At 62.2% G+C, this 15,880-nt stretch carries 12 protein-coding genes and 3 pseudogenes; 6 read left to right on the top strand and 9 right to left on the bottom strand.

What is annotated here, in order from left to right; all coding sequences use genetic code 11:
• Positions 1 to 139: 139 nt before the first annotated feature.
• The 7 genes and pseudogenes from BN2503_RS14475 to BN2503_RS14505 form a co-directional block, all read right to left on the bottom strand.
• Positions 140 to 1,021, bottom strand: a complete 882-nt coding sequence (locus BN2503_RS14475) for an alpha/beta fold hydrolase (RefSeq protein ID WP_054257359.1) — start codon at positions 1,019 to 1,021, stop codon at positions 140 to 142.
• Positions 1,022 to 1,064: 43 nt separating this feature from the next.
• Positions 1,065 to 3,251: pseudogene (locus tag BN2503_RS14480) on the bottom strand (3-hydroxybutyrate oligomer hydrolase family protein).
• Between the two features lie 46 nt (positions 3,252 to 3,297).
• Positions 3,298 to 4,365: a branched-chain amino acid ABC transporter permease gene (locus tag BN2503_RS14485; protein ID WP_054257371.1), complete on the bottom strand. Its 1,068-nt coding sequence runs from the start codon at positions 4,363 to 4,365 to the stop codon at positions 3,298 to 3,300.
• A 14-nt stretch (positions 4,366 to 4,379) separates the two neighbouring features.
• Positions 4,380 to 5,363, bottom strand: a complete 984-nt coding sequence (locus tag BN2503_RS14490; protein WP_054257360.1) for a branched-chain amino acid ABC transporter permease — start codon at positions 5,361 to 5,363, stop codon at positions 4,380 to 4,382.
• Positions 5,364 to 5,448: 85 nt separating this feature from the next.
• Positions 5,449 to 6,171 (bottom strand): ABC transporter ATP-binding protein, encoded by a 723-nt coding sequence (locus BN2503_RS14495; RefSeq protein WP_054257361.1) that lies wholly within the window; start codon positions 6,169 to 6,171, stop codon positions 5,449 to 5,451.
• Positions 6,168 to 6,791 carry an ABC transporter ATP-binding protein gene (locus BN2503_RS14500; protein ID WP_353611897.1) on the bottom strand — a complete coding sequence of 208 codons (624 nt, stop codon included), beginning with the start codon at positions 6,789 to 6,791 and terminating at the stop codon, positions 6,168 to 6,170. Before BN2503_RS14500 ends, BN2503_RS14495 begins: the two co-directional genes overlap by 4 nt.
• Positions 6,685 to 8,106 (bottom strand): annotated as a pseudogene (locus BN2503_RS14505) (sigma-54 interaction domain-containing protein); the annotation flags it as partial. The pseudogene BN2503_RS14505 and the gene BN2503_RS14500, both read right to left, overlap by 107 nt.
• A 45-nt stretch (positions 8,107 to 8,151) precedes the next feature.
• On the opposite strand from BN2503_RS14505, the gene BN2503_RS14510 reads away from it, so the two are divergent.
• From BN2503_RS14510 to BN2503_RS19515, 6 genes are all read left to right on the top strand, one after another.
• Positions 8,152 to 8,574 carry an RNA-binding S4 domain-containing protein gene (locus BN2503_RS14510; RefSeq protein ID WP_054257362.1) on the top strand — a complete coding sequence of 141 codons (423 nt, stop codon included), beginning with the start codon at positions 8,152 to 8,154 and terminating at the stop codon, positions 8,572 to 8,574.
• A gap of 25 nt (positions 8,575 to 8,599) precedes the next feature.
• Complete coding sequence (locus BN2503_RS21260) at positions 8,600 to 8,728, top strand: hypothetical protein (protein ID WP_267887071.1); 129 nt, start codon at positions 8,600 to 8,602, stop codon at positions 8,726 to 8,728.
• Between the two features lie 5 nt (positions 8,729 to 8,733).
• Positions 8,734 to 9,735, top strand: a complete 1,002-nt coding sequence (locus BN2503_RS14515; protein ID WP_054257363.1) for an HlyD family secretion protein — start codon at positions 8,734 to 8,736, stop codon at positions 9,733 to 9,735.
• Positions 9,736 to 9,738: 3 nt separating this feature from the next.
• Complete coding sequence (gene rbbA, locus BN2503_RS14520) at positions 9,739 to 12,525, top strand: ribosome-associated ATPase/putative transporter RbbA (RefSeq protein ID WP_054257364.1); 2,787 nt, start codon at positions 9,739 to 9,741, stop codon at positions 12,523 to 12,525.
• 3 nt (positions 12,526 to 12,528) lie between these two features.
• Complete coding sequence (locus tag BN2503_RS14525) at positions 12,529 to 13,656, top strand: ABC transporter permease (protein ID WP_054257365.1); 1,128 nt, start codon at positions 12,529 to 12,531, stop codon at positions 13,654 to 13,656.
• Positions 13,657 to 13,784: 128 nt separating this feature from the next.
• A complete protein-coding gene (locus BN2503_RS19515; protein ID WP_158447366.1) occupies positions 13,785 to 15,209 on the top strand; it encodes a TolC family protein in 1,425 nt (474 codons plus the stop codon).
• A 51-nt stretch (positions 15,210 to 15,260) separates the two neighbouring features.
• Here BN2503_RS19515 and BN2503_RS14535 read toward each other — a convergent pair.
• A pseudogene (locus BN2503_RS14535) lies at positions 15,261 to 15,722 on the bottom strand (integrase core domain-containing protein); the annotation flags it as partial.
• An 18-nt stretch (positions 15,723 to 15,740) separates the two neighbouring features.
• Entirely contained in the window at positions 15,741 to 15,875 is a 135-nt protein-coding gene (locus BN2503_RS21365) for an integrase core domain-containing protein (RefSeq protein ID WP_233495069.1), read from the bottom strand.
• Positions 15,876 to 15,880: the final 5 nt, after the last annotated feature.

Below are 15,880 nucleotides of genomic sequence, written 5' to 3' on the forward strand. Positions count from 1 at the left end.
ACCCGAAGGGCAAGGCAGCAAAAAAGCCGCACTCGTCGTTGCGCACCTTGGCCAGGCCACCAGCATGGCCTGCGGCGCGCGCCTAGATTGCGGCTTTTTTGCTGCCTTGCGGACACTATGAAAAGATCGTGAACAGGCTCTAAGCTGCCTCGCGTGCCTCTGCCGCCGCCAAGAAGCGCTCCACCAAGGCATAGTGCGCCGGCACATTGAGTGCCGGCGCATGGCCGCAGCCAGGCACCTCTACCACCTGCGCCAGGCCGCGCGCGCCGGGCCCGCGCCGCAGCATCTCGGCCGTCGTCGCGCGCTCGACCAGGTCGGAGTGCTCCCCACGCAGGCACAGCACGGGGATGTCCAACGCGTCGTAGTGCGCCCAGATCAGGTAATCGTTCGCGTGCGCGGTGAACTGCTGGACCATGGCCGGGTCGTAGTGCGGCGTTACGCGCCCGTCGGGCAGGCGGCGCACCGAGGTCTCCGTCAAGCGGCGCCACTGCGCGTCACTGAGCCAGCCGTAGGGCGCATAGACCTGCCGGAAAAAGGACTCCAATTCCTGCACGGTAGCGAACGCCGGCGGCTCGCCAGCGTAGGCACGGATGCGCGCCAGGGCCGCGTCGGCCAGCTGCGGCGCGTTGTCGTTCAGCAGCAGGCTGCGGATGCGCCCGCGCAAGCGCGGCTCGTAGCGCCCGGCGGCGCAAACCGTACCAATGGCTCCGCCCATGGACGTGCCCACCCAATGCGCGCGGTCAATGCCTAACTGCGCGAACAGGTCTGCCGCCAGGCGCGCATAGAACGCCAGGCAGTACTCCTGCGCCGGTGCCCGGCTCCACTGGCTCAGCCCCCGGCCCAGCGTGTCGGGGCAGATCACGCGGTAGCGGGTGCTGAGGTGTGTGGCCAGCTCATCCATGTCGCGCCCCGTGCGCGCCAAGCCATGCCAGGCGATGACCACCGGAGCACCGGGGTCACCCCAGTCCATGTAGTGGATTTCATAGCCGGCACAGGTGGCGTAGCGCGACGAGGGAGACATGGTGGAGGCTTTCTGGGTGCGGTGAGAAAGGCTGACGCAGGCGTCAGCGCGGCACGGTGATGGACGTACCGGCGAAGCCGATCTGGTCCGCCGCTGCGGGCGACGCCACGAACGGCGGCACGTGGGCTGCCGTGATGGCCGGCGCCGCCCCCGGTGTGCCGCCACGCGGCGTGGTGCGCACCACCTGGCTGGCCGGCAGCTGCGCACCGCTCTTCAGGTGTGCCCACATTGCGTCCATGGCCTGGTTGAAGTACGGGTGCAGCGGCACAAAGCGCGTGTCAAAGCCGCTGAACGGCAGAAAGGCGTCGAAATGCTGGCCGTTCGTCACCTCGATGTAGCGCAGCTTGCTCGATGCCCCCTCGATGGTGCGGTTGAGCGCTGTATAGGCGCGCGCATTGTTGTTCACCGGGATCAGCGCGTCGCTGCGGCCGGCCACGATGATCGCGGGCTTGCCGCGCAGGTTGGCGCTGTGCAGCACCTCGGCAATGCCCGAGCGCACCGCGTCGCTCTGCGCCTTGGTCGGCGTGCTCGCGGCCGTGAGCGCCGCGCCCGTAGCCGGATCCTTGCCGCTCACCAAGGCGTACTGGCACAGCGCGTTGTCCAGGCCCAGATCGGCCGCCCCCGTGGAGGGCGATACCGCGAACTGCCATGCCTTGGCGCCGCCCACGGAATCGTTGTAAACCACCGTGGCGGGCGTGCCATTGGCCGTGCCGTTGGCAATGGCAAAGCTCTGCGCCAATGCCGCCGGTGCGACGGCCACCACGTCACCCTTGGCACTGGCTGCCGCGAAGCTGGCACCGCAAAGGTTGGCCTCCACACCAAAGCGGCCGTAGGCCATGGTGTACATGGCCGACAGGATGGGGCCATTGCCGAGCGCATAGTGGGCGTTGTGCATGCTGTCGCTCTCCGCCGTCCAGCCAAAGGCATGCAGCTTGGCCAACGCGTCGGCCGCGCGCTCGGCGGTGGTGGCGCCGCTCACCAGGCCCTTGGCAGCCAGGCCGTCGCAGCGTGCTGCAGCGCGTGCGGTCATGGCCGTGAGGCCGATGTAGTTGTAGATCGATGTCTCGCTCAGCGCCGCATCGGCCGCCAGCGCTGCGCAGGGCTGGTAGATGTTGCCGTAGGTGGTGTACTCGGCCAGCGTCTTGCCGTAGCCCGCCACGGCCGCACCGCCGAACTGGATGCCTTAGCCGCCGGTGGCGGGCATCTCGGTCACGGGTTCGGAAGCCACCACGCCGTCAATCAGGCCCTCACTGTCTTGCTCGGCCGCGCGCAGCGAGGCCGCACCACCATTCGAGGCCGAGCCCGCAATCACGGTGGTGTTGTCCGCTCGGAAGGGCACCGGGTTCTCGGGCGTGCCATAGCGTGCGTTGAGCACGTACAGCGCATAGCGGCCGGCAACCAGCGTGTCGCTGCCCCAGTCCTTCTCGGGATTCTGCTGCGAGTGCGCATGCTTGATGGCGATGCGGTTGGGGAAAGCCGCGTTGTAGGCTGCACGTGCTGCATCGCTCAGCGCAGCAGCGAAGAAACCCAAGGCGCCCGCTGCGGCGCGCGTCGCGCGGGTGCCGTCGATCTTGTTCACGGTGTCGTCGGCCAGGTTGTGCAGGCCCACGCCCTTGCCCGCATCGGTCAGCGCCACGGCACAGCCCTTCTTCAGGCCCCACTCGCCCGCCGTGCCGATGGCGCCGTACACGCCACGCGAACCCGACGATGCCCCCAGCACGATGCACGGGTTGCTGGCGCTGAAGCTGTCGGGCACCTGCACGGCGATCACGGTTTGCTTGCGGCCGGTGCCGTCATCGAGCACCGCCACGTATTCACGCCCAGGAATCAGCCCTTCCCCGCCCGTCACCTGCCCCTGGGCCGTGACGTTGGGACCGTACAGCGTGCCGTAGCCGCCGTTGGCGGACGGGTCGAGGATGCCACGGTAGTTGGAGTAGAGGGCGTTGCGCCGCAGCTCCGCCGCCGTGGGGTTGGTCGGGTCGGCATAGGCCGGCGCGGCGGCGGCACCCAGGCCCGTCTTGCCGATGCCGCCCGTGAGCAGGTCCTGCGTGGCGGCCGTGGCGCCCGCGCCCACGCTGGTCGCGGGGTAAACGGTAGCGCTGATTTCCTTGATGCCGGCGGGCAGTTCGTTACGGGCAGATTCACCGCCGCCACCGCCGCAGGCCGCCAGGGCGGCTACGGCCATGGTGGTCAGGGCCAGGCGTGCCATCACTCGTTCATTCGCTCGCATGTTGTCTCCTTGCTGGGTTGTTATCGACACGAGAAACGCGCCCCCGTCAGGAACGGGGACGCAGGGAACGCAGACGCCCCACCACGCCAGTGGGGAAGTAGTAGACCGAAAGCACGAACAGCAGCCCGAGCCAAAGCAGCCAGCGGTCGGGCGAGAGCAGCGCGGCCAGCCAGGGCAGGCCGGCCGTGGCCTCGTGGCCCAGGCGCAGCAGGTCCTGCAGGTAGCTTTGCGCCACCAGGAACAGCACCGCACCCACGGCCGCGCCGTAGATGGTGCCCATGCCGCCGATGACGACGATGAGCAGGCAGTCCATCATGATCTCGAAGCTCAGCGAGGTTTCCGGGCCGTTGTAGCGCAGCCAGAGCGCCAGCATGCAGCCCGCCGCGCAGGCGAACAGCGCCGACAGCACGCTGGATGTGGTGCGGTACACCACCACGCGGTAGCCGATGGCCTCGGCGCGGAACTCGTTCTCGCGGATGGCCTGCAGCACACGGCCGAAGGGCGAGTTGACGATGCGCAGCAGCGCCAGCACCAGCGCCACCGCCGTGGCGAACAGCAGGTAGTAGCAGATGAGCCGCCCGTCGATGGCCACGCCGAGGAACGGGTCGTCGAAGGGCTCGAAGCTCGGCGACAGCAGCTCGGGCACCTTGAAGGTCAGGCCATCCTCGCCGCCGGTGATGTCCGAGAGCTGCGAAGCCAGCGTCTGGAACGCCGCCGCCACGGCCAGCGTGATCATGGCGAAGAAGATGGCGCGCACGCGCAGCGAGAACAGCCCCACCGCCAGCGACAGCAGCAATGACAGCAACAGCGCCCCGCCCGTCCCCACGGCCAGCGCCCCCCAGGTGGGGCCCATGCGCGTGGTGGCGACGGCGATGCCGTAGGCACCGATGCCAAAGAACATGGTGTGCGCGAAGCTCACGATGCCGGTGTAGCCCAGCAGCAGGTCGAAACTGGCCACCAGCACCACGAACACCAGCACCTTGGCCGCCACCGAAAGCGCCTTGACCCCAGGGAACAGGAAAGGCGCGAACGCCAGGCCGAGCAGGATGGCAACGAGGATGGCCGCCAGCAGCGTGCTGCGCGGGTAGTCGCCGGAAAGAAGACGGTTCAGCATCTGCAGGCGCCCTTTCAGCGGTTTGCCACCGGGTACACGCCTTGCGGCCGCCACAGCAGGATGGCCACCATCAGCGCGATGTTGGAAAACAGCGCCACCTTGGGCACCAGGAAGCCGGTGTAATTGGCCATCAGCCCCACCAGCAGCGCGCCAATGAGTGCACCGCCCGTGCTGCCCAGGCCGCCGATGATGATGACGATGAAGATCAGCACGTTGACCTGCGCGCCCATCTGCGGCACCACGCTCTGCTGGTACAGGCCCCACATCACGCCGCCCAGGCCCGCCAGCGCCGAGCCCGCCACGAACACGCCGACGAACAGGCGGCGGATGCGGTAGCCCAGGCTCTCGACCATCTCGCGGTCCTGCACGCCAGCGCGGATCAAGAGGCCCACCTTGGTGCGCGACAGCGTCCAGGCCAGCAGACCGAAGACCACCAGGCCAACCGCCACCGCAATGAGGCGGTATTTTTCGATGGCCGCGTCCCCCACCAGCAGCGCGCCGCGCATGCCTTCGGGCAGGGGCAGCGGAATCTGCTGCGGGCCCCAGAGGACCTTGATGAGTTCCTCGCCGATGATCATGCCGCCCATGGTGATGAGGATCTGCTTCAGGTGCTGGCCGTACACCGGGCGCACAATGAAGCGCTCAAACGCCAGGCCCAGCGCACCCGCCACGGCCATGGCCACCAGCATGGCCGGCAGCACCGCCACGAGGTTGCGCCAGAGCTCTTGCGAGCCCGTCCAGTCGCCCATGGCGCCCAGCACGCTGGTGGCGACGAAGGCCCCCAGCGCGATGAACACGCCGTGGCCGAAGTTGAGCACGTCCATGAGCCCAAACACCAGCGTGAGGCCCGAGGCGATGATGAAGATGATCATGCCCATAGCCAGCCCGGCCACGGTGAGCGTGAGCCAGGTGCTGGGCGAGCCGATCAGCGGCAGCGTGACCAGCGCCAGCAGGGGCACCAGGGCCAGGGGCTTCCAGTCGAAGTCGCGGGCATTCATGCGCAAGCCCCTCCAGAAACTACATTTTTGATAGCTTGCAGCGCTTGCCTATCAATGGCTGGAGGACAAAAATCCTTGAAATTCCTCATAGCGCCAGCCCCAGCAACGACTGTTGCAATGCCGCGTCCTGCGCCAGCTCGGCCATGCAGCCCGCATGCACTACGCGGCCGTTGTCCATCACGGCCACGCTGTCGCCCAGGCGCTGGGCGAAGTGCAGGTTCTGCTCGACCAGCAAAATGGTCACGCCGCTTTGCTTGAGCTGGGCGAAGGCCTCGATCATGTTGTTGACGATGGCGGGGGCCAGGCCCTTGCTCGGCTCGTCCACGATAAGCAGGTCACGCGGCTCGATGATGGCGCGCGCCACGGCCACCATCTGCTTTTGCCCGCCGCTGAGCTTGCCTGCGGGGTGGTTCCAGAACTTTTCCACCGCCGGAAAGAGCTTGAAGATCCATTCCAGCCGCGCCGCGTCCATCTGCGCGGCGTTGCCCGCCTTGCGCGCGGCCAGCAGCATGTTTTCTTTCACGGTGAGGTCGGCGAAGATGCCCATGTTCTCGGGCACATAGGCAATGTTCAGGTGGGCAATGGCAGGGGTGTCGAGGGCCGTGATGTCCTGCCCCCCGAAGTGGACGCTGCCCTTGGAGGTCCGCCACAGGCCCATGATGGTGCGCAGCGTGGTCGTCTTGCCCGCGCCGTTGCGGCCCAGCAGCATGGTGAGCTGGCCGCGCGGAATGGCCAGATCAACGCCGTGCAGGATGTGGTACGCGCCAATGTGGGTGTGCACGCCGCGCAGTTCGAGCAAATGGCTCATGCGGCCTCCTTGCTCGATTCCTGGGTGATGCCCAGGTAGGCCTCCTGCACCACGGGCGAGGCGATGACCTCGGCGGGTGCGCCATCGGCCACCAACGTGCCGTTGGTCAGCACAATGATGCGGTCGGCCAGCTCGCGCACCACGTCCATCTTGTGCTCTACCAGCAGGATGGTCTTGGTCTTGTCCTGCTTGAGCGTGCGGATGAGGTTGAGGATCACGGGCGCCTCGTCGTGGCTCATGCCGGCCGTGGGCTCGTCGAACATGTAGACCTGCGGCTCCAGCGCCATCAGCAGTGCCACTTCGAGCTTGCGCTGGTCACCGTGCGGCAGGCTGGCCACCAGCGCGTCGCGCCGCGCCTGCAGGGCCACAGCGCACAGGATCTCCTCGGCGCGCGCGGTCAGGCGCTGGTGGTCGCTCCAGACGCTCCACAGGTTGAAGCCGCGGCGGTGGCGCCCTTCGCGCGTCGCCTGCACGGCCAGGCGCACGTTCTCCAGCACACTCAGGCCGGGAAACATGTGCCGCCAGGGCCGCTGCGATGGCACGGCGCTCCAGCTCCGCCACCTGCACGGCCAACGGCCGCAGCAGGTGTGCTGCGTCGTCCGTGCCCGGCGGCACCCCATCCGGCACGGGCGGCGCCAGTTCCACACCCGATTCACGCAGCAGTTGGGCGAGCTGTGCGCCATCTATGGCCTGGGTGTCGCTGCGCATGACGGCCTGCTCCAGCAGGTTGCGCAGTTCGCGAATGTTGCCGCGCCAGCTTTGCGCCACCAGCAGCGCCAGCGCGTCGGGCAGTAGCTCCGGGGGCGCCGTACCGTTGCGCAGCGCCAGGTCTTCGCCCAGCACCTCGACCAGCGCCGGAATGTCACCACGCCGCTCGCGCAGCGGGGGCACGCGAATGGGCAGCACATGCAGGCGGTAGAACAGGTCTTCGCGAAAGCGCCCGTCGCGCACCAGCGCGGGCAGGTCGTGCGATGTGGCGGCCACCACACGTACGTCGAACGACACCAGTTGGTTCGAGCCCAGGGGCTCGATCTCGCCCTCCTGCAGCGCACGCAGCAGCTTGGCCTGCAGGTGGGGCGGCATGTCACCGATTTCGTCGAGAAACAACGTGCCGCCGTCGGCCAGCTTGAACTTGCCGTCGCGCCCGCGCCGATCAGCCCCCGTGTAGGCGCCCGGCGCCACGCCGAAGAACTCGGCCTCCAGCAGCGTATCGGGAATGGCGGCGATGTTGACGCTGACGAACGGCCCGCTGGCCCGGCTCGATGCCGCATGGATGGCATGCGCCAGCAGCTCCTTGCCGGTCCCGGTTTCGCCGAGCAGCAGCACCGGGCTCAGCGACTGCGCGGCCCGGCGCGCCTGGCGCTTGACCTCCACTGCTGCGGCGCTGCTGCCGACGAAGCTGGCGAAGGTGTATTTGGCGCGGCGCCCGCCACCGGCTTGCTCCAGCCGCGAGCGCCCGCGCTGCACCGCCAGCTCGCGGCGCGCGTCGTCCAGGTCCCGCTGCAGCAGTGCGAACTTGCTGATCAGGGGCTGCAAGGTGGTTTCCGGATGGTCAAACAGCACGATGCCGATGGCGCCGATGACCTGCTGCGCTTCGTCGCGCAAGGGAATGCGGCTGACTACAAAGGTTCCGGCGCGGTTGGTCAACAGGTCGATCAGCACCGGCTGGCCGGTTTCCAGTACGCGCCGCATCTGGGTGTTGGGAATCACCTCCTCCACCATGCGGCCCACGAACTGCTCCACCGAACCGAGTCCCAGATCAGGCAGGAAGCGACGGTAACCCTCGTTGACCCAGACGATGCGGCCGGCCCGATCCACCAGGAACATGCCCTGGCTGACACTGGAAAAAAGCTGGAACATGGAACGCGCGGCAAGCGCCAGGATGCCGTCGGCATCCAGGGGCAGCACCGGCGCATCTTCGGTGGACTGGGACATGGCGCGATGGTAGCGCCCGGCCCGGGCTAGGGCACAATCGTGCCCATGACGCCCCCGGAATCGATGCGCCTGGACAAGTGGCTCTGGTGCGCCCGCTTTTACAAGACACGCAGCCTGGCCGTGGAAGAGATCGGCAAGGGCCGCGTCACCGTCAATGGTGCCAACGCCAAGGCCGCGCGCGAACTGCGCGTGGGCGACACGGTGGCACTGCGCCAGGGCCCAGTCGCCCGTACCGTCGTGGTGCAAGCGCTCAGCGCCATGCGCGGCCCTGCCCCCGTGGCTCAGCAGCTTTACACGGAGACCGCGGAGAGCCAAGCCGCGCGCGCGCAGGCGGCAGAACAGCGCCGCCTGGCACCCGAGCCAGCCGCCAGCCTGCACGAGGGCCGCCCCACGAAACGCGACCGGCGCGACATTGAGCGCGTGCAGCGCGACTGGGGCAGCCGCTGGAGCGCTTCCATCGATGACTGAACGTGTACCGATGGAATCTCTGCGCGTGCAACGCCCCCCGCGCAACCTGACCTCTGCCACTGGTGTGGGCGTGGGCGTGGGCGTGGTGGGTTGGCACCCCGATCTTCTCAAGCAAACGCTGCGCCGCCAGTTACGCTCCGCAGCGAGGGAGTAAAAACAGTGAACAAGAAGTCTCTGGGATGGATATTGGTAGTCACTGCCTTTTCGGCGGCTGCCGTTGCCTGGTGGTACCAGGGCCAGCGCGACCGATTGCCGCCTGGCGTTTTGAAAAGCAATGGCCGGCTGGAAGTTGAACGTATAGAAATTTCAGCCAAATACCCTGGCCGCATTACCGAGATTGCGGTCCATGAAGGCGACGAGGTGAAAGCTGGAGATTTGATTGCACAGCAAGATCTGACGGAAATCTTGGCCCAACGCATGGCCGCAGAGGCGGCGCGTCAGCGCGCCACTCAGGCCATCGCCCGGGCGCAGGCGGAGACTGATGCACGCAAGGTCCAAGCACGGCTCGCCCAACTGGAACTGGACCATACGGCTCACCTGCGCCAAGACAACCTCGTCTCCAGCGCAGAAGTGGAACGCCGCCAAGCCCAGCGTGACGGTGAGCATGCGGGTGTGCGGGCTGCAACTGCGGCCATTGGTGAGGCGACTGCAGCCCGCAGCGAAGCCGAGGCACAAATCCAGCGCATCAACGCGGTCATCGCCGACATGAGCCTGCGCACACCGGTCAGTGGCCGGATTGAATACCGCGTGGTCGAACCGGGATCGCTCCTGCCGTCCGGTGGACGTGTGGCGACTTTGCTCAACACGTCAGATGTTCATATGACGGTATTTCTGCCCACTTCGGTTGTCGGACGATTGAAAGTAGGAGACGACGCCCGCATCGTCCTGGATGCCTTGCCCAACTACACGTTCCCCGCCCAAATTTCCTTCGTGGCGGCAGAGGCACAGTTCACGCCTAAATATGTCGAAACCAGCGTTGAAAGAGACAAGCTGGTCTACCGGGTCAAATTGAAAATACCCAAAGAAGTTACCCATCAGTTCACCCCTTATGTCAAGGCTGGCCTGACAGGCAATGGCTACGTGCGTACAGAGCCTACCGCCACTTGGCCGCAACGCTTGACGATCAAACTCCCAGAGCTTGAAAAAGCAACGGCACAGTAGAAAATGCCCGAAGGCCGCTCTGCAAATACCGCATCCAGCGCACACCCTGCACTGGAGATAGTGGGTGTAACGCATCGCTACGGCAAAACCTTGGCACTACAGCCAACCCATCTGGCACTTCCGGCGGGCCACACCATCGGTGTGGTGGGACCAGATGGCGTAGGCAAATCGACCCTGCTGTCACTAATTGCCGGTGTCAAAAGACTGCAAGCGGGCCATATCCGTGTTTTAGGGTTGGATATCGGCCAGCCCAAAGACCGTGCACAGTTGGCCCCCAGGATTGCATTCATGCCTCAAGGGCTGGGACGCAACCTCTACCCAACGCTTTCGGTTGAAGAAAACATTGATTTTTTTGCGCGTCTTTTTGGCCACACGGAGATGGAGCGCACAAGTCGCACGCAGCGCCTTATGGATGCCACGGGCCTCACGCCATTTCGCGATCGTGCTGCAGGCAAGTTATCTGGGGGCATGAAGCAGAAACTGGGGTTGTGCTGTGCCCTGGTTCACGACCCCGATCTTTTGATCCTGGATGAACCCACTACGGGAGTCGACCCGCTCTCACGGCGGCAATTCTGGACATTGGTTGAGAGCCTGAGGAGAGAGCGCCCCGGCATGACCGTGATCGTTGCCACGGCATACATGGAGGAAGCTGAGCGGTTTGACTACCTTGTGGCCATGAACGACGGCCAGATATTGGTTTTTGACCGGACCGATGCGGTCTTACAGCGCACACCAGCCCACACACTGGAAGCAGCATTTATCGATCTGCTGCCTCCCGATCAGCGAGGCATTACGGATGCACTCGTGATTCCAGCACATCAGCCATCCGATGGCACCTATGCTATCGAAGCCACAGGTTTGACGCGGCGATTTGGTAATTTTGTCGCAGTAAGAGATGTTAACTTCGCGATTGAGCGTGGAGAAATTTTTGGATTTTTAGGCTCCAATGGGTGTGGAAAAACCACCACCATGAAAATGCTCACGGGCTTACTCGACATCAGCTCTGGTGAGGCCAAACTACTGGGAAAGCCGATTGATCCCAAAGACTTGAAAACCCGCCTAAAAGTGGGCTACATGTCGCAAGCATTCTCTCTTTATGAAGAGCTGACTGTAAAGCAAAACTTGATGCTGCACGCCAAAATTTACGGACTTGAAGGTGACGCCGCTGCCAACGCCGTAAAAAATGGCTTGACCCATTTCGAATTAGCGGAATATGCTGAATCTCGACCGCTATCCATGTCACTCGGCATGCGACAGCGTTTGCAACTGGCGGCAGCGTGTCTACATAGGCCTGAGATTCTTATTCTCGACGAACCCACGTCGGGAGTGGATCCCGCGGCACGTGACATGTTCTGGCGCTATTTGATAAAGCTATCCCGCGAGGATCAAGTCACAATTTTCATTTCGACCCACTTCATGAATGAAGCGGAACGGTGCGATCGAATTTCACTGATGCACCGAGGCCAAGTCCTTGCCGTTGGCAAGCCCCAAGACTTGTGCACACAGCAAAACGCTCCTACGCTGGAATCCGCTTTCATCGCCTACCTGGAAGCGGCAGACGACACGGTGGAAGCCGCCGCGCAGGCCTCCCAGGCTCACTCCAACACGGAGTTAGAGAGCCCGAACCATCAAGCTGTGGCATTCAAGACACATGGAGGACTAAACGCCTGGACAGCCCGTATGTGGGCCTTTGCCCGGCGCGAAGCAGTGGAATTACTGCGCGATCGAATTCGACTGGCTTTTGCTGTCATAGGCCCCATCATTTTGTTGCTGGCAGCTGCCTTGAGCATTTCTTTTGACATTGAAAGGGTAGGCTTCGCTGTTTTGGATCGTGACCAGACCTATGACAGCCGGCAACTGATTGAGCATTTCACGGGTTCACACTACTTCACCCAAAAACCGCCTCTACAAGAAACTGATGCAATCAACCGCCGACTGCAACAGCATGACGTTTCGCTCATAATTGAAATCCCCCCTAACTTCGGCAGAGATTTACAAGCTGGCAGACACCCAGAAGTTGGCCTCTACATTGATGGCGCACAACCCTTTACCGCAGAAAATGTTCGTGGTTATGCACGTGGTATTTTGCTGGAGCATGCAGCGCAATTCATGCGTGAAAACACCAGCCTTCCATCGCTGATTTTGCCTGCCCGCGTAGAGCCTCGGTTCACCTACAACCAGGATTTCCGCAGCATTTATGCATCAACGCCAGGCATCCTGATGCTATGCCTGATCATCGTCCCTGCCATGTTGACCGCCCTCGGGGTGGTTCGCGAAAAAGAAATGGGGTCGATCATCAATCTTTACGCCTCACCAGCTAGTATCGGAGAGTTCCTAGTCGGCAAACAATTGCCCTACATCGGATTGGCCATGATAAGTTACTTGACACTTGTTATATTGGCCGTTGCCTTATTAAAAGTCCCACTCAAAGGAAGCTTTATCGGGTTAAGCCTTGGCGCACTGTGCTTCGTATTCGCCACCACTGCACTTGGCTTGTTGATCTCCGCCTTCCTACAATCACAAGTTGCCGCATCGTTTGCCTCGGCCATCATTTGCCTCATTCCTTCCGTGAATTTTTCTGGCCTGCTCTATCCAGTTTCTACATTGACGGGAGCAAGTGAATGGATAGGACTTGGCTTTCCTGCATCTTGGTTTCAGTTGATTAGCCTAGGCACTTTCACCAAAGGATTGGGAATCAGTAGCTTCTGGAGCATGTATGTGGCTCTATGTGGCTTTGGGCTAAGCTACCTGGTGCTAGCACGCTTGGCGATCCGCAAGCAGGAAAACTGAGATATGTGGATTTGGATTCGCAACGTAAGCCGCCTGACCGCCAAGGAGTTGCGCAGCCTGCTTGGTGATGTGCCACTCATGGCTTTGATATTTTTTGCATTCACGGCAGCGATCTACACCACCGCCAAGGGCGTGAAAGCTGAAGTGGCGAATGCTTCAGTGGGCTGGATCGACGGAGATCGATCTGACTTGTCCTATCGCCTCCGGGACGCCATTCGCCCCCCCTACTTCAAACCCCCAGTAGACATTACAAACGAGGAAGCAGATCCAGCGATGGATCGTGGCGACCTGATTTTTGTCATCGATATACCACCGCGCTTTGAAGCAGATGTACTGGCTGGACGCACACCCGCCATACAGGTGCGGGTTGACGCCACAGCCATGACCCAGGCCGGCCTGGGCGTTTTGTACCTCAACGAAATATTTCTTCAGGAACTACTCGAGTTCTTTCATCAAAGAGGTCTCGAGTCAATGCTCCCCTCGCAAGCATCCATTCACTTGCTTTTCAACCCCAATAACCAGTCCCACTGGTTCACTTCAGTCATGCTGATCGTGACCAATGTGACGGTCTTGTCAATTATCCTCGTGGGAGCTGCCGTAATCCGTGAACGCGAACACGGCACGATTGAGCACTTGCTTGTGATGCCGATTCGCCCCAGTGAAATTGCAATGGGGAAAATTCTTGCCAACGGGGGCGTCATTTTTTTCGCCTCCCTTTTAGCTTTATGGCTTGTCATTCATAAGGCGCTGCAGGTACCCCTGAACGGATCTATACCGCTGTTCGCCCTAGGAACAGCCCTGTATCTGTTCGCAGTGACATCATTGGGTGTCTTGCTCGCCACAGCGGCTGCGTCCATGCCACAGTTTGGTTTACTGGCAGCTCCAGTTTACGTAGTGCTTTACTTGCTCTCCGGCGCCGCTACACCCGTGGAAAGTATGCCTATCGCGATTCAGGATTTCGTTCAAATCTCCCCGACCACACAGTTTGTCAAGCTCACCCAAGCCGTTCTATACAGAGGTGCTGGCATTGATGTTGTGTGGCCTCAGTTGCTCAGCGTAGCGGTTGCAGGAGCTATTTTTTTGGCACTGGCATTGCACCGCTTCCGCTCTATGCTGGCACGTCAAGGCTGACACGAACCTAGTGCCGGCAAGGCAGTCACCACGCAAGCGCGTCACAAATGAGAACACTCCTCCCCTTCCCTCTAAGCACACCCCTGGCTGCTCTGACCCTTTGCATGGTTTTAGGTGCATGCTCTACCGTGTCGGTCAATATGCCAGCAACGCCTGTCATACCGCCGGTTTTCACGGAAGTGCCCAGTGCCAATGGAGACTCTCAAACGCCCGCCACCAATTTGAAGCAGTGGTGGCAAGCGGTGCCAGACCCTACTTTGCAGACGCTGATTGAACAAGGTCTACGGCAAAACGCCGACATTCGCGTGGCCTTAGCTCGGATCAAAGAAGCCCGCGCGGTCATTACACAAGCTGAATCTGCGCTCTACCCCACCTTGAAAGGTTTTGGTGCCACTGGCCACATAAAACCTGAAGACTTGCAGGGCCTGGGCATGAATGCAACTCCTGTTGCCCCGGGTATGGTGATTCCGCCCATTCCACAACTGATCAACAACCCACCCAGCACCGATATGAATGTATTTGGTGTGGCTGCAGCCTGGGAAATTGATGTCTTCGGAGCGCGACGCAGTGATGCGGACGCCGCCAGACAAGTAGCCCTTGCCTATGAAGAAAAGTTGCACGGTACGCAACTTATGGTGGTTGGCGATATCGCCAATAATTACATTGAAGCACGCAGCATTGAGCATCGACTACGCTTATTACAACGCAGCCTCGAAATCGCGACGCAGCTGCGAAGCTACGCACAAGGCCGATTTGATGCGGGCCAAGCGACACGCTTCGACATAGACCGTGCCAGCAGTCAAATAGACGCACTGGCAGCGATGCAAGCCCCACTCAATGCCTTGCTCAAAACACGGCTACGACGCCTCGCTGTGTTGACCAGCCAAAGTCCGGATGTGCCCCTCACTCTACCGGCACCTACCGCATCGGCCCCAGCCGATGCCTCGGTCATTCCGGTGCAGTTGCCCATCGTGCTTCCCTCAGACGTCCTGGAACAACGACCCGATGTCCGAGGGAGCGCCAATCAAGTGCGCGCCCTGGCTGCACAGTTAGGCAGCGCCAAGGCTGATCTTTTACCTCGTTTCTATCTGGGTTTTTTGGCTGGGGAAGGTCGTGTGGAACTCGGCAGCCTCGCCCCCAGCACAGGCCGCTTTACTGCCTGGGGGGCAGGCGTGCAGTTACCTATTTTTGAGGGCGGACGTATCAGAGCCAATATTCGCGCAGCCGATGCCAGACTTGAAGCAGCCGGGCTTCAATATGAGCAGATCGTGATGCATGCACTGGAGGATGTAGAGAACGCTTATGCGATCCGCCACTCTTTAGATGCTCGCACCACCCTGCTGGCAAGTGCCTTAGGAAACGCCACCGAAGGCGCCAGACACTCGCAACATCTTTATGAGGAGGGGCGCAGCGTACTCGCCCCGGCACTGGAAGCCCAACTGCTCGCCCTTCAACGCGAAGACGAGCTGGTGCAGGCACAAACTGCTCGAGCGCTGAGCACTGTCATGCTTTACAAGGCCACGGGCGGTGGTTGGCAAAATGCCTCTCTGTAAATCGCCCCGCGCTCCTACGCCACTTGAAGTCCCCTCGAATTTCTGAGCCAATCAGAAGTAGAGGTTGGGGAACAGTTTGACACGGTACTCAACCGGTGGGATGCGGCCGAGGGCTTCATGGGGGCGATGGTGGTTGTATCGGTGCAGCCACATGTCACGCACCTCCTGCAGGTTGTCAAAGACGTAGCAATCGAGCACCTCGGTACGGTAGGTCTTGTTGAATCGTTCGACATAGGCGTTCTGCGTGGGCTTGCCAGGCTGGATATGGTTAAGGGCAATGCCCTTGGACTTCGCCCATTCGGACAGGGCATGGGCGATGAACTCGGGGCCGTTGTCCAGGCGAATCGACAGCGGCGCACCACGCACCTCCACCAGTTCGTTTAGGGCCCGGATGACGCGAGTAGCCGGTAGGCTTGTGTCGACCTCGATGCGCAGGCCCTCGCGGTTGAACTCGTCGATGACGTTGAAGGTCCTGAAGCGCCGGCCAGACCACAAGGCATCGGCCATGAAGTCGCAGCGTAAGCTCCCCTGTCAAGCAGACAGTTGATTTCCAGAGTCTGCGGCGGTTGTGGTGATCAATCTGGGCATGAACTGCTTGGGCGGCACGCCACCCAGGGCGTCATGCGGTCGGTACTCGTTGTACTGGGTTAGCCAGTCGTCCGCGATGGCCT

The organism is Paenacidovorax caeni (assembly GCF_001298675.1).
GTDB classification, from domain to species: domain Bacteria; phylum Pseudomonadota; class Gammaproteobacteria; order Burkholderiales; family Burkholderiaceae_C; genus Paenacidovorax; species Paenacidovorax caeni.

What these genes read in the sequence shown, in the direction of transcription:
- BN2503_RS14485 (WP_054257371.1), bottom strand. Translation starts at nt 4,365, where the DNA reads ATGCTGAACCGTCTTCTTTCCGGCGACTACCCGCGCAGCACGCTGCTG.
- BN2503_RS14510 (WP_054257362.1), top strand. Translation starts at nt 8,152, where the DNA reads ATGACGCCCCCGGAATCGATGCGCCTGGACAAGTGGCTCTGGTGCGCC.
- rbbA (WP_054257364.1), top strand. Translation starts at nt 9,739, where the DNA reads ATGCCCGAAGGCCGCTCTGCAAATACCGCATCCAGCGCACACCCTGCA.
- BN2503_RS14525 (WP_054257365.1), top strand. Translation starts at nt 12,529, where the DNA reads ATGTGGATTTGGATTCGCAACGTAAGCCGCCTGACCGCCAAGGAGTTG.
- BN2503_RS14490 (WP_054257360.1), bottom strand. Translation starts at nt 5,363, where the DNA reads ATGAATGCCCGCGACTTCGACTGGAAGCCCCTGGCCCTGGTGCCCCTG.
- BN2503_RS14500 (WP_353611897.1), bottom strand. Translation starts at nt 6,791, where the DNA reads ATGGGGTGCCGCCGGGCACGGACGACGCAGCACACCTGCTGCGGCCGT.
- BN2503_RS14495 (WP_054257361.1), bottom strand. Translation starts at nt 6,171, where the DNA reads ATGAGCCATTTGCTCGAACTGCGCGGCGTGCACACCCACATTGGCGCG.
- BN2503_RS14475 (WP_054257359.1), bottom strand. Translation starts at nt 1,021, where the DNA reads ATGTCTCCCTCGTCGCGCTACGCCACCTGTGCCGGCTATGAAATCCAC.